The 14077-nt window shown below is 54.1% G+C and carries 12 protein-coding genes; 7 read left to right on the top strand and 5 right to left on the bottom strand.

The genetic code is table 11. The features are described 5' to 3' along the window. Window positions 1-199: 199 nt before the first annotated feature. From mglB to mglC, 3 genes are all read left to right on the top strand, one after another. A complete protein-coding gene (gene mglB, locus EKN38_RS00710; RefSeq protein ID WP_014832691.1) occupies window positions 200-1198 on the top strand; it encodes a galactose/glucose ABC transporter substrate-binding protein MglB in 999 nt (332 codons plus the stop codon). Between the two features lie 80 nt (window positions 1199-1278). Then, window positions 1279-2799, top strand: coding sequence for a galactose/methyl galactoside ABC transporter ATP-binding protein MglA (mglA, locus tag EKN38_RS00705; RefSeq protein WP_014832690.1), 1521 nt, complete (start codon window positions 1279-1281; stop codon window positions 2797-2799). Window positions 2800-2814: 15 nt separating this feature from the next. Next, entirely contained in the window at window positions 2815-3825 is a 1011-nt protein-coding gene (gene mglC, locus EKN38_RS00700; protein ID WP_013097952.1) for a galactose/methyl galactoside ABC transporter permease MglC, read from the top strand. A 50-nt stretch (window positions 3826-3875) separates the two neighbouring features. Here mglC and EKN38_RS00695 read toward each other — a convergent pair whose 3' ends face one another. From EKN38_RS00695 to EKN38_RS00675, 5 genes are all read right to left on the bottom strand, one after another. Further along, entirely contained in the window at window positions 3876-5264 is a 1389-nt protein-coding gene (locus tag EKN38_RS00695; RefSeq protein WP_014832689.1) for a glutamine synthetase family protein, read from the bottom strand. A gap of 120 nt (window positions 5265-5384) precedes the next feature. Beyond that, entirely contained in the window at window positions 5385-6104 is a 720-nt protein-coding gene (sanA, locus tag EKN38_RS00690) for an outer membrane permeability protein SanA (protein WP_014832688.1), read from the bottom strand. 127 nt (window positions 6105-6231) lie between these two features. Continuing rightward, the gene (gene cdd / locus EKN38_RS00685; RefSeq protein ID WP_014832687.1) at window positions 6232-7116 is read right to left on the bottom strand and encodes a cytidine deaminase; all 885 of its coding nucleotides are present in this window, start codon (window positions 7114-7116) and stop codon (window positions 6232-6234) included. A 129-nt stretch (window positions 7117-7245) separates the two neighbouring features. Then, window positions 7246-7941, bottom strand: a complete 696-nt coding sequence (locus EKN38_RS00680) for a CidB/LrgB family autolysis modulator (protein WP_014832686.1) — start codon at window positions 7939-7941, stop codon at window positions 7246-7248. After that, a complete protein-coding gene (locus EKN38_RS00675) occupies window positions 7938-8336 on the bottom strand; it encodes a CidA/LrgA family protein (protein WP_014832685.1) in 399 nt (132 codons plus the stop codon). The genes EKN38_RS00680 and EKN38_RS00675 overlap by 4 nt, the downstream gene beginning before the upstream one ends. A 167-nt stretch (window positions 8337-8503) precedes the next feature. Between EKN38_RS00675 and dusC the strand changes: the two genes are divergently transcribed. The 4 genes from dusC (at window position 8504) to bglF (ending at window position 14076) form a co-directional block, all read left to right on the top strand. Beyond that, a complete protein-coding gene (gene dusC / locus EKN38_RS00670; protein WP_014832684.1) occupies window positions 8504-9436 on the top strand; it encodes a tRNA dihydrouridine(16) synthase DusC in 933 nt (310 codons plus the stop codon). Window positions 9437-9738: 302 nt separating this feature from the next. Then, entirely contained in the window at window positions 9739-11085 is a 1347-nt protein-coding gene (locus EKN38_RS00665; protein ID WP_126521576.1) for a carbohydrate porin, read from the top strand. 166 nt (window positions 11086-11251) lie between these two features. Beyond that, window positions 11252-12085 carry a BglG family transcription antiterminator LicT gene (gene licT / locus EKN38_RS00660; protein ID WP_014832682.1) on the top strand — a complete coding sequence of 278 codons (834 nt, stop codon included), beginning with the start codon at window positions 11252-11254 and terminating at the stop codon, window positions 12083-12085. A 137-nt stretch (window positions 12086-12222) separates the two neighbouring features. Next, window positions 12223-14076 carry a PTS beta-glucoside transporter subunit IIABC gene (gene bglF / locus EKN38_RS00655; RefSeq protein WP_126521574.1) on the top strand — a complete coding sequence of 618 codons (1854 nt, stop codon included), beginning with the start codon at window positions 12223-12225 and terminating at the stop codon, window positions 14074-14076. Window position 14077: the final 1 nt, after the last annotated feature.

Genomic DNA, 14077 nt, shown 5'->3' with positions numbered 1-14077 from the left:
GCTATGTAACAGTGATTATTCACTTTCACTATAGCCAACGTGCCGCAAACAACGAATAAAACGCATTTCTGGAGCGTTACCGAACACGGAAGATAGAAATTTTATAAGTGAACTTCGGCTGTCAGTAACGTTTTATTAACATCTGCCCGCCGATCGTTATTCACAAGAACTACCCTGCATAAAAAAAACCGGAGATACCATGAATAAGAAGGTGTTGACTCTGTCTGCTGTAATGGCAAGCATGCTTTTTGGTGCTGCAGCGCACGCTGCGGATACCCGTATTGGTGTGACTATCTATAAATACGACGACAACTTCATGTCTGTTGTGCGTAAAGCGATCGAGAAAGATGCTAAAGCAGCGCCAGATGTTCAGCTGCTGATGAATGACTCCCAGAACGACCAGTCCAAACAGAACGACCAGATCGACGTTCTGCTGGCAAAAGGCGTGAAAGCACTGGCAATCAACCTGGTTGACCCGGCTGCTGCAGGCACAGTTATTGAGAAAGCGCGCGGCCAGAATGTGCCAATCGTCTTCTTCAACAAAGAACCTTCCCGTAAAGCGCTGGACAGCTATGACAAAGCGTATTACGTCGGTACTGACTCCAAAGAGTCCGGTATTATCCAGGGCGATCTGATCGCGAAACACTGGGCGGCCAACCCGAACTGGGATCTGAACAAAGACGGCCAGATCCAGTTTGTGCTGCTGAAAGGTGAACCGGGCCACCCGGATGCTGAAGCGCGTACCACTTACGTTGTCAAAGAGCTGAACGACAAGGGCCTGAAAACCCAGCAGCTGGCCTTAGATACCGCAATGTGGGATACCGCTCAGGCGAAAGACAAAATGGACGCGTGGCTGTCTGGTCCTAACGCGAACAAAATTGAAGTGGTTATCGCTAACAACGACGCGATGGCTATGGGTGCGGTAGAAGCCCTGAAAGCACACAACAAATCCTCTATCCCTGTGTTCGGCGTGGATGCGCTGCCAGAAGCCCTGGCACTGGTGAAATCGGGTGCGATGGCCGGTACCGTGCTGAACGATGCCAATAACCAGGCGAAAGCGACCTTCGATCTGGCGAAAAACCTGGCCGACGGTAAAGGTGCAGCGGATGGCACCAACTGGAAAATCGACAATAAAATCGTTCGCGTACCTTACGTGGGCGTAGACCAGTCCAACCTGGCTGAGTTTATCGGTAAATAAGATAGTTAGTCATGTCTCCACAGGGCGCAACATGTTGCGCCCTTTTATAACGCGATATGCGAGGCCAACAAGGTATAATTATGGTCAGCACAACTACTCAGTCGTCCGGTGAATACTTGTTGGAAATGAACGGCATCAACAAGTCGTTTCCCGGTGTTAAGGCACTCGATAATGTTAATTTAAAAGTTCGTCCCCACTCTATTCATGCGTTAATGGGGGAAAACGGGGCAGGTAAATCAACATTATTAAAATGTCTTTTTGGGATCTATCAAAAAGATTCTGGCAGTATTCTTTTTCAGGGGAAAGAGATCGATTTCCATTCAGCAAAAGAAGCACTGGAAAACGGTATCTCAATGGTTCACCAGGAATTGAACCTGGTACTGCAACGTTCGGTAATGGATAATATGTGGTTGGGTCGTTATCCCACCAAAGGTGTTTTTGTCGATCAGGACAAAATGTACCGTGACACCAAAGCCATTTTCGATGAGCTGGATATTGATATCGATCCGCGCGCCCGCGTGGGAACATTATCCGTCTCACAAATGCAGATGATCGAAATTGCCAAAGCGTTCTCCTATGATGCGAAAATTGTCATCATGGATGAACCGACATCGTCATTAACGGAAAAAGAGGTTAACCACCTTTTTACCATTATTCGTAAGCTGAAAGAGCGCGGCTGCGGCATTGTTTATATCTCCCATAAAATGGAAGAGATCTTCCAGCTGTGTGATGAGATAACCATCCTGCGCGACGGCCAGTGGATAGCCACCCAGCCTCTGGAAGGGCTGGACATGGACAAGATCATCGCCATGATGGTAGGTCGTTCCCTGAATCAGCGTTTCCCGGATAAAGAGAACAAGCCAGGCGAGGTGATCCTTGAGGTCCGTAACCTGACCTCGTTGCGCCAGCCCTCCATTCGCGATGTCTCCTTCGACCTGCACAAGGGCGAAATTCTGGGCATTGCCGGCCTGGTTGGGGCAAAACGTACCGATATCGTCGAAACCCTGTTTGGTATTCGCGAGAAAGCCGAAGGCACCATCACGCTGCACGGTAAGAAAATCAACAACCACAACGCCAACGAGGCCATTAATAATGGTTTTGCGCTGGTAACGGAAGAGCGTCGTTCAACCGGTATTTATGCCTATCTGGATATTAACTTTAACTCGTTAATTTCTAATATTCGCAACTATAAAAACAAAGTTGGACTGCTGGATAATTCCCGCATGAAGAGCGATACCCAGTGGGTTATTGACTCCATGCGCGTAAAAACGCCAGGTCATCGTACGCAAATTGGTTCGTTGTCGGGTGGTAACCAGCAGAAAGTCATTATCGGTCGTTGGTTATTAACGCAGCCAGAAATTCTGATGCTGGATGAACCGACCCGTGGTATTGACGTCGGCGCGAAGTTTGAAATTTATCAGCTGATTGCCGAGCTGGCGAAAAAGGATAAAGGGATCATTATCATCTCTTCCGAAATGCCGGAATTGTTAGGGATCACGGACCGTATTCTGGTTATGAGCAATGGTCTCGTTGCCGGTATTGTTGACACGAAAACGACAACGCAAAACGAAATTTTGCGTTTAGCGTCTTTGCACCTTTAAGATCAGGGGCTCCTCATGAGTGCGTTAAATAAAAAAAGTTTTCTCACTTATCTGAAAGAAGGCGGTATTTACGTTGTTCTTTTAGTATTGCTGGCCATTATCATTTTCCAGGATCCTACGTTCTTAAGTCTGCTGAACCTGAGTAACATTCTGACTCAGTCTTCCGTGCGTATTATCATCGCGCTGGGCGTGGCGGGGCTTATCGTCACCCAGGGGACTGACCTTTCCGCGGGGCGTCAGGTCGGTCTGGCGGCGGTGATCGCGGCAACCCTGTTGCAGTCGATGGAAAACGCCAACAAGGTGTTCCCGGAAATGGCGACCATGCCCATTTTCGTGGTGATTCTGATTGTCTGTGCCATCGGTGCGGTGATTGGTCTGATTAACGGTATTATCATCGCTTACCTGAACGTGACGCCCTTTATCACCACTCTGGGCACGATGATCATCGTTTACGGCATCAACTCCCTCTACTACGACTTCGTCGGCGCGTCCCCCATCTCGGGCTTCGACAGCGGCTTCTCGACCTTTACGCAAGGCTTTATTGCGCTGGGCAGCTTCCGCCTGTCGTACATCACCTTCTACGCGCTGATTGCGGTGGCTTTCGTCTGGATCCTGTGGAACAAAACCCGCTTCGGTAAGAACATCTTCGCCATCGGGGGTAACCCGGAAGCAGCGAAAGTGTCCGGCGTGAACGTGGCCCTGAACCTGCTGATGATCTATGCGCTGTCCGGTGTGTTCTACGCCTTCGGCGGGATGCTGGAAGCGGGCCGTATCGGCTCTGCCACCAACAACCTCGGCTTTATGTACGAACTGGATGCGATTGCCGCCTGCGTGGTGGGTGGGGTCTCCTTCAGCGGCGGCGTGGGCACTGTGCTCGGCGTGGTCACCGGTGTGATCATCTTTACGGTCATCAACTACGGTCTGACCTATATCGGCGTGAACCCATACTGGCAGTACATTATTAAAGGCGCCATTATCATCTTCGCGGTTGCGCTGGATTCACTGAAATACGCCCGCAAGAAATAATCGCTTCTCGTATTATCTGGCCCGCTCACCGAGCGGGCTTTTTTTATGTCTCACGCCAGCGCCGATTCCTGCCCGGTGACAATACTTTCAAACCAGTCGAGCTCCGCGAGTTTGCACGCGACCCACTGGTGTGAAAACGCCTCGCCCAGGCTGTCGATGAGATACTGGCAGCGGGCAAATTCTTCAATGGCCTGTTGCTGGAACAGCGGCAGTACCGGTTCATCATGCTGCGGTGCGGGTAAATCCTTTTCGTCGAAATTTTCCAGCCCGTACAACATGCCGGTCAGGATGGTCGCCGCCACCAGATACGGGTTGGCATCAGCCCCCGCCAGCCGATACTCAATGCGGCGGTTGCTCTCGTCCGAGCAGGGGATGCGTAGCGCGGCGGAGCGGGTGTTATAGCCCCAGGAATTGAATAACGGCTCAGTGAGGTTTTTACGCAGGCGGCGAAACGCGTTCACGCCGGGTGCCAGAATGGCGACGGAGGCGGGCATCAGCGCCAGCTGGCCCGCAATGCATAAGCGCATCATGCTGTTCAGTTCATCCACCGGCGAGGCAAACATATTTTCGCCGTGAATGTTGTTCAGGCTGAAATGGAAATGCAGACCGCTGCCGGATTGCTGGCTAAAGGGTTTCGCCATAAAGTTGGCCTGCAGGCCGTGCTTCTCTGCCACAAAGCGGGTTAAGCGTCGCAGGGCCAGCACGTTATCGCACATCTCAACCACGTGATGGCTGTGCTTGAGGTTTAATTCGAACTGACCGGATTCGGCCTCGGCCACGATCCCGGTAAGGGGAATACGCTGCAGGTGTGCCAGTTGTTCCAGTTCGTCAAATAGCGCGGTGTGTGCCGTTGAGGTATCCAGATGAAAGCAGCCCTGATTCTGCGGATCCTGTGGGCCTCTGCCGGTGAGATAGAACTCAATCTCCGGGGCAATCACCGGGTAGAGACCATGCTGGTGAAAGCGGGCCAGGACGTTCTGCAGTATCACGCGTGGCTCAAGTGAACAGGGGGTTCCGTCGCTCTCTTTCATCGTCAGCAGGATCTGTGCGTTGTGCTGCGGATCGTGTGAAGAGGGGCGCAGGGAGCCCGCTACCGGAACACAAAAACGGTCTGGCTCATCATCAAGCGCGGCGGCTATCTTTCCTTTCTGGTCCATCGAATAGACAGAGAGGGGAAAATAACAGCCCTTTTCAAGGCTCAGCATGTTCTCCACCGAGAGTCGCTTGCCGCGCATGATGCCATTGATATCGTTGAGGTAAACGTCAATATGTTTTGTCTGCGGGTAACGCGCCAGATAATCCGCCACTTCCACCGACACGTTATGCTGCAAGGCATCCAGCTTTTCATCAAGCCACAGCCCAGAATTCAGCGCGGTCGGGAGGGATAAACCCGGGAAGTTAAAATATGGACGGATACTTTTCAGGAAAAACGCATTCATTATCGAGTTCATAGTCATTCTTCAATGAAGCCGTAGCGGCAGTGAACTCAGCATAAAAGGGCAGGCGTAAAGGTCGGATAAAAAGCGTGGCGCCTGGCGTAAAGAAACGATAAAAGCGGGCTACTTTTTCTCTTTCTTCTGGATCTCAGGCAGCTGTTCCGGGGTGACGGCCGGGTAGCCCTGCGCATCTTCAGGCACTTCATGCATGGCCGGAATCGGCACCAGTGGACCTAAAAAGCGCGGTTCACGTTTGAAGATATAGAGGTCAGCCAGCGCCCCGAAGCGGGCGCCAAACTCGCGCACGCGTACGCTCAGCATATCTTTTGGCGATGGCACGGCGTAACACTGCGCCTGAATGCCCATGTGCAGCGCGATAAACAGCGCACGTTCGCAATGGAAGCGCTGGGTGATGATGATGAAGTCGTTGGTATCGAATACTTTGCGCGTGCGGACGATGGAGTCGAGTGTGCGGAACCCGGCGTAGTCGAGCACGATATCTGCCGGATCAACGCCGGCGGCAATCAGGTCTTTACGCATGGTGACTGGTTCGTTGTAGCTTTGCAGCGCGTTATCGCCGCTTAACAACAGGTAATTGACCTTACCGCTGTTGTAGGCGTTGAGTGCGCCCTGAATACGGTAGCGGTAATACTGATTGATAACACCGGTGCGGTAATACTTTGCGGTGCCGAGCACCACGCCAACCTGGCGGTAGGGGAGATCCTGCAGATCGTCAAAAATGTAGGGGGCCGTTTTCCAGCTCATCCAGCGGTCGAGACCCAGCACGATCAACAGCAGTATGCCGACCAGGACAGACAGGCTGTAAAAAACGCGCTTTAACATGCAGATGGCTCGTACCGAAGGTGAAATTTAACTCAGGCTACTGTACCCGTCTGGTTAGCGCAAGAAACAGCGCATCAACTGAGGGCTTTTTCAGCAAACTGGCGGGCATTTCTGCCCGCCGGATGGATCACGTCAGTAATACACGCTCGATTGACGAGCAGCCCAGCGCTTTCAGGGTGGTGGCGGTAGCATCCCACTGAATCAGCGGCGCATCGGCAATTTCTGCCAGAATGGCGCGCTGGATATCCGGGTAATCGTAGCCGTTGAGGCTCAGCAGGTTCAGTGCGCCCTGCAGCGGTGGCAGCGTTGGGTTAAACGCGGCGTTTTCCGCATAGCTGCCGCTAAAGATACGCCCATCGCGGCACTGCAGTGCCACGCCGCTCGGGGAGTTGCTGTATGGCGTGTGGCTCTTGTTGGCAGCGCGAATGGCCGCCTGGTTCAGGTCATCACCGGACAGCGCATAACCGTGGTCCTGCTCGTCCATCAGCAGGGTTTTGATCTCAAGATCTTTCGGGCCGAAGGCGTCAGGCAGGTAATCGCCCAGCGTGTGCGGCGCGCGACCCGGCAGATTGATGCGCAGTTGCAGCCCGCTGTTCAGTTCATTCATAAACTGACGACAGTGGCCGCACGGGGTGTAGTTTACGGTAATGGCGCTCAGGGCTTTTTCGCCACGCAGCCAGGCGTGGCTGATGGCGCTCTGTTCCGCATGAACAGTCTGCTGCATGGTTGCGCCCAGGAACTCCATGTTTCCGCCGAAGTACCAGGTGCCGCTGACGCCACGCGCGATGGCACCCACGTTAAAGTGGGACAGATCGGCACGCGCACAGGCGGCAGCCAGGGGGAGCAGTGCGAAAGCCAGCGCGTCTTCGTCTAGATCCGTTGCCTGTTTCAGCGTGGTGATCTGCTCAGCGGTGAGCAGGGCGGGGAAATGCTCATCCGCCAGAATCGGGGCCAGAGCTGATTGCAAATTCTCTGCAAGCCGGGCGAAAGCCGCTTGAAAACGTGGATGCATGGCGTTTGCCTCATAAAGGTTAATGGATCGGTAGTGTACGGAGCCGTCAGGGCTTTATATGTGATCCACTTCTCATTATGTATGCAACTTATGAAAACAAAATGAAATTTGCGCGACGCATCGCAAATTTTAGCCCATCACCGCCAGAATAATGGGGAAAATGAACGGCGCCATCAGCGAGGTCATGATTCCGCAGATCACCAGCGCCAGCGAGCTGAACGCCCCTTCCTGGTAATCCAGCTCCGCACAGCGGGCAGTGCCCAGCGCGTGCGACGCGGTGCCCATCGCCAGACCGCGTGCGGCTTTGGTGTGAATGCGCATGACATTGAGCAGGGTATGGCCAAACACGGCGCCCAGTATGCCGACGAAGATCACGCACATGGCGCTGATGGCCGGAATACCCCCGAGGCTGCCGCCCACGGCCATGGCGATAGGCGTGGTCACCGATTTCGGCAGAATAGAGGCGGCAATTTGCGCAGAGGCCCCCATCAGCAGTGCGACTGAAGTACCGGTGATCATCGCCACCAGGCTCCCCACAAAACAGATGGTAATAATGGATTTCCAGCGGGCGCGGATCTGGTGTAGCTGTTCATATAAAGGAAAGGCGAGCGCGACCACGGCGGGTTGCAGCAGGTCGTTTAAAATTTTGCTGCCGGCAAAGTAGCGTTCGTAAGGAATACCGGTAAGCAGCAGGAACGGGATAATCACCACCATCGCCACCAGCAACGGGTTAAGCAGCGGCATCTTGAACCGGGCGGCAAGTTTGCGTGCCGCGAAGAACACCGCCAGGGTTAATGGCAGCGACCACCAGATATTAGCCATCATTGTTTTGTTCCTTTCTGTCCAACCACTTTGCGTTCGCCATGCACCAGATGCGAACTCCAGCTCACCACCAGGAAAACCACCAGCGTACTGACCGCGCAGGAGACGACGATCGGGCCGAACTGCGCCTTGAGCAAATCAAAATATTGCATTACACCGACACCAATCGGCACGAACAGCAGCGCCATATAGCGAATGAGGACGAAGCAGCCAGGGTTGACCCATTTCGCCGGCAGAATTTGCAGGGCCAGCAGAACAAAGAGGATCAGCATGCCGATGATGCTGCCTGGAATGGTGATAGGAAGCAGGGAAGCGATGAAAATCCCGGCGTACAGGCAGGCGTAAATCAGGACGAATGCGCGCAGATATTGCCAGATAGTGTTTAATGATTTTCTCATGGTTAAAATCCTTGCTGAAACGCATTCATCATACAATTAAACCCGAAAGTGTGCCACGGATCACATCATGAATTTTGAGCATACCCGTCATTCCAGAATAGAACGTCGTGCTTTCCACATACATACAGAGCGGATACTATAGCGCGTCTTTTTTCACAGGTACTGCTATGCGTGTTTTACTGGCCCCAATGGAAGGCGTGCTCGACTCCTTGGTGCGCGAACTTCTGACCGAGGTGAACGATTACGATCTCTGCGTGACGGAGTTTTTGCGCGTGGTCGATATGTTGTTGCCGGTAAAATCGTTCTACAGACTCTGTCCGGAGCTGCACCGCCAGAGCCGGACCACCTCCGGCACGCTGGTGCGTATTCAACTGCTGGGCCAGTATCCTGAATGGCTGGCAGAGAACGCCGCCCGTGCCGTCGAGCTCGGCTCTTACGGGGTCGATCTCAACTGTGGCTGCCCGTCTAAGCTTGTGAACGGCAGCGGCGGTGGGGCGACGCTGCTGAAAGATCCGGAGCTGATTTACCGTGGCGCGAAAGCGATGCGTGAGGCCGTGCCCTCGCACCTGCCGGTGACGGTCAAAGTGCGCCTGGGCTGGGACAGCGACGCGCGGCAGTTTGAAATTGCCGATGCGGTGCAGCAGGCCGGCGCTACCGAGTTGGTGGTGCATGGCCGCACCAAAGAAGACGGCTACAAAGCCGAGCGCATTAACTGGCAGGCGATAGGCGAGATCCGCCAAAGGCTCACTATTCCGGTTATCGCCAACGGTGAAATCTGGGATTACAAGAGCGCGCAGGCCTGTCTGAAGGCCACTGGCTGCGAGGCGGTGATGATCGGCCGCGGTGCGCTGAATGTGCCTAACCTTAGCCGGGTGATTAAATATAACGAGCCGCGTATGCCGTGGGCTGATGTTGTTACGCTGCTGCAAAAATATAGCCGTCTGGAAAAGCAGGGCGACACCGGTTTATATCATGTGGCGCGCATTAAACAGTGGCTCAGCTATTTACGCAAAGAGTACGATGAAGCGCTGGGATTATTTCAGGAGATTCGGACATTACAGACTTCTGCGGATATTGCGCGGGTGATCCAGTCAAAATAATAAGCGTTAAATTGCTCACACTTTTTTAAAACAAAAAACAATACAGGTTTTCAACGTGGCGCGACGGTGTTAAGGTGCCACTGTTTTCAACGCAGGATTGTTACTGGTTAACAGGCAAAACCTAAGCGTTTCACAGCAGTTATCGCTGTGGAGTGCTTAGGTTTTTTTTTGCCTATCGTTTACGCAGGAGAGACATTTGGCTTAGCGCTTTTCACTGATTTTAAAAAATTAAATATCGACAGGAAATAGAAAATTTTCCTGCGGCTGGTTACGCACTAAATACTCAATCACGGGCTGCTATTATGGCAAATAAAAATAAATTCTACGCATTCGCCTTATTGACGTTATCCCCGCTGTCCATGGCGCAAGACTGGAACGGAACGGTATTAGGTTTTGAGGCGCCACCGGCTCCTGTTCTCGGTGAGATGCTCGGCGTGCGGAAGATCCTCAACGATAACGGCTTTACGTACAATCTTGGTTATTTAAACGAAATCGGCTGGAACGGTGGTGGTGGCTATAACCATGACTCCCACGTGGCCTATATCGATCAGTTTGCGCTGACCTTTAATCAGGATCTGGCGCGCTGGACCGGCATTCCCGATGCGCGTATTGAAGGGAATATCGTCAACCGCAACCACAATGACGATCTCACCACCAGACGCGTTCAGGATCCGCGCGTTAATTTTAACGATCTGACGCAGGAAAGCTGGGGCGGGCAGTCGATTACCCGCCTGGGCTGGCTGACCTTTGCCCGCAGCTTTGACGACCGACGTCTGACGTGGCGCATAGGGATGATGAACAAGGTGCAGACCTTCGATCAAATCATCCCCTGTGACTTCCAGCTGCTGTCGCAGTGCGGCGGCAAGTCAGCCAACTCATTAACCTGGAACAACTGGAACGTACACACCTGGGGCACGACGCTTGAGTATAAATTCACGCCGACATTTACCCTGAAAGGCGGCGTGATGGAGCAAAATCCGCAGGCCTCCAGCCGTAGCCACGCCTGGAGCTGGTCGACAAAGGGCAGCAAAGGCGTCTTGCTGCCGGTTGAAATCGAAGCGCGTCCGCTGATTAATGGTCTGCCGGGTGCGTATAACCTGGGGGTGGTGTTTACCAACGCGCCGCAAACCGATCTCTATCGCGGTAAATCCGGAGGGGCAGGCGCGACGGACCCGGCGGGATTTGCGCAACACAACCGGACCTGGTTTATGTACGCCGGCCTCAACCAGCAGCTTACGCAGCATCAGGACGATCCGAATCGCGGCTTAAGCACCTCTTTCAGCATGAGCCTTGCCGATCAACGTACGAATTACATGCATCAGGTTTACGCCGCCTCGCTGCGCTATCGCGGGTTGTTTGATGCACGCCCGGAAGACTGGATTGGCTTTGGCGTAACCTGGATTGATATGAGCAGCCAGTACGCGCGCAACCAGCGTTACCTGAACAGCCTGAGCGGCGTTTCCGGCTATAACGATCCGGCCTGGCACCCGGTGCCGGGCCATTCCCTGAACGGCGAGTTTTACTACCGTTTTCGTCCAGTGCCATGGCTTGAGCTACAGCCGGGCATTCAGTACTGGCACCATCCCGGCGGGGTCAGCCGCACCCAGGATGCCTGGGTCACGGAGCTGAAAACGGTGGTGACCTTCTGATATCACCGGTGCAAGTTCGATCCGCATCACGTTTCTGACGCGTGACCCATTGAGGCTACGAATGAAACTGTTACAGTGCCAGAACTGGATTGTTACTGCTTAGGCAGGCAAAACCTGATTTTCTGGCATCTGCCGGAGGTCAGGTTTTTTTGTTTCTGGGGTTCCGATGAAAATCGCCAAAATACTTAATAACAATGTGGTGGTTGTTCAGGATGAACGCGGAGGTGAACAGGTGGTGATGGGGCGCGGGCTGGCTTTCCAGAAGCGCGTCGGTGATGACCTGGATACCGCGTTGATTGAAAAGGTGTTTGCGCTGCAAAGTGATGAGTTGGTGCGTCGGCTTGGAGAGTTGCTGAGCCAGATCCCGCTGGAAGTGATGACCACCTGTGACCGGATTATTGGGCTGGCGGCACAGCGGCTGGGAAAACTGCAGGACAGCTTGTATATCACACTCACGGACCACTGCTACTTTGCGATTGAACGCCAGAAAAAAGGGCTGGCCATCAAAAACGTGCTGCTGTGGGATATCAAGCGGTTATATCCGAAGGAGTTCGAATTAGGGCAGGAGGCGCGGGCCATTATCGCCAGACGCCTGAACGTCGAACTGGAGGAGGATGAGGCGGGGTTTATCGCACTGCATCTGGTGACCGCGCAGTTGAACAGCGAAATGCCGGACGTGATGCACGTGACGCGGGTGATGCAGGAGATCCTGCAACTGGTGAAGTATCAGCTGCAGCTTGAGTATGACGAAGAGTCGCTCAGCTATCAGCGTTTTGTCACCCACCTGAAGTTTTTTGCCCAGCGGATGCTTACCCGCACGGTGGTGGAAGATGATGATGTCACGCTGCATTCGGCGGTAAAGGACAACTATGCGAAAGCCTGGAAATGCGCCGAGAAAATCGCGCAGCATCTGAATAAAAGCTACCAGCGCGATCTGACAACCGAAGAAATTATGTTCCTCGCCATTCATATCGAGCGAGTGAGAAAAGAGGGGCGTTAAGCCTCAACACGGGATTGTTACTGCATAACGCAGGCAAAACCTGAGCGCGGACTTCGTAAGGAGGCCGTGCTCGGGTTTTTTTATTTTTTGAACTCAGTCAACAGATGCCTGCGGGCATCGGATGTAAGGAAATCGAGATGGAATACCAGGCTCTGGCGAAGGATATTCTCGGCCACGTTGGCGGAAAAGAGAACATAATCAGTCTTGTTCACTGTGCCACCCGGCTTCGCTTCAGGCTCAAAGAGAATCAACGGGCAGATGCGGAAGGGCTCAAGAAAAACCCGGGCGTGATCATGGTGGTGGAAAGCGGCGGCCAGTTTCAGGTGGTGATTGGTAACCACGTTCATGATGTCTGGCAGGCGGTGCGGAGCGAAGCAGGACTGACTGATGACGCGCCTGTTGTGGAAGACAAGGGGGAAAAGGGGAATCTGCTGGGTCGTCTGATCGACATCGTCTCCGGGATCTTTACCCCGTTTATCGGCATTCTTGCCGCGTCCGGTATTCTGAAAGGGCTGCTGGCGCTGGCGGTGGTGTGCGGCTGGCTTAGCACTGAGAGCGGTACCTATAAAATCTGGTTTGCCGCAAGCGACGCGCTGTTCTTCTTCTTACCGCTGGTGCTGGGCTATACCGCCGGGAAAAAATTCGGCGGCAATCCGTTTATTACCATGGTGATTGGCGGGGCGCTCACTCATCCGGTGATGATTGCGGCGTTTAACGCCAGCCAGCAGCCTGGTGCGGTAGCGGAAGCCTTTCTCGGCATCCCTGTCACCTGGTTCAACTACAGCGCGTCGGTGATCCCGATCATCCTCGCCTCGTGGGTCAGCTGCTGGCTGGAAAAACAGAGCACCAGGCTGCTGCCTTCCTCGATGAAAAACTTCTTCGCGCCGCTGATCTGTCTGGGCGTGACCGTACCGCTGACTTTCCTCATCATTGGACCGCTGGCGACCTGGCTGAGCCAGATGCTGGCGAACGGCTATCAAAGCATTTACGTTCTGGCGCCGTGGCTGGCGGGGGCGGCGATGGGCGCGCTGTGGCAGGTCTGCGTTATTTTTGGTCTGCACTGGGGGCTGGTACCGCTGATGATTAACAACCTGGCGGTGCTGGGACATGACTCCATGCTGCCGATGCTGCTGCCCGCCGTGTTCGGGCAAGTCGGGGCGGCGCTGGGGATCTTCCTGCGAACCCGCGATGCCCGCCAGAAAATGCTGGCAGGTTCATCGGTGACGGCAGGCATTTTTGGTATCACCGAACCGGCGGTTTATGGCGTGAACCTGCCTCTGCGCCGTCCGTTTATCTTTGGCTGCGTGGCGGGGGCTATCGGCGGCGCGATTGTCGGCTTCAGCGATACCCACGTTTACTCCTTTGGCTTCGCCAATATCTTTACCATTGCACAGATGATCCCGCCTGGGGGCGTAAACGCCACGCTGTGGGGCGGTGTCATCGGTACCGTGGTGGCGCTGGTGCTGAGCTGCGGCCTGACCCTGGTGGCCGGAATGCCCGGGCGTGCCACGCCGGAGGTTGCGCTTTCTGCCGGGGAAAACGATGTCTTATCCCCCATGACCGGTACCGTTCTGGCGCTTGACCAGGTGCCGGATACCACGTTTGCCAGCGGCCTGCTGGGCAGCGGTGCCGCCATTATTCCATCTGATAACAAAGTGGTTGCCCCGTTTGCCGGTGTGGTGGCCTCTTTGTTCCAGACCAAACACGCCATCGGCTTGCTCAGCGACAGCGGGATTGAAGTGTTGATCCATGTGGGTATCGACACCGTGAAGCTCGACGGCAGGCCGTTTACTGCCCATGTGAAGGTGGGCGACAGGGTTCAGCCTGGCGACCTGCTGCTGGAGTTTGATCGTCAGGCGATTATTGATGCCGGATATGACCTGGCGACCCCGATTATTATCAGTAACAGCGATGAGTATCGTGACGTGGTGACCGTGGCGGCGACGTCCGTCAATGCGGGTGCGCCGTTACTCAGCGTCAGCAAACAATAAC

Source organism: Enterobacter sp. WCHEn045836 (assembly GCF_003965585.1).
GTDB lineage: Bacteria > Pseudomonadota > Gammaproteobacteria > Enterobacterales > Enterobacteriaceae > Enterobacter > Enterobacter dissolvens.
This window is presented reverse-complemented; position numbering and strand designations above follow the sequence as displayed.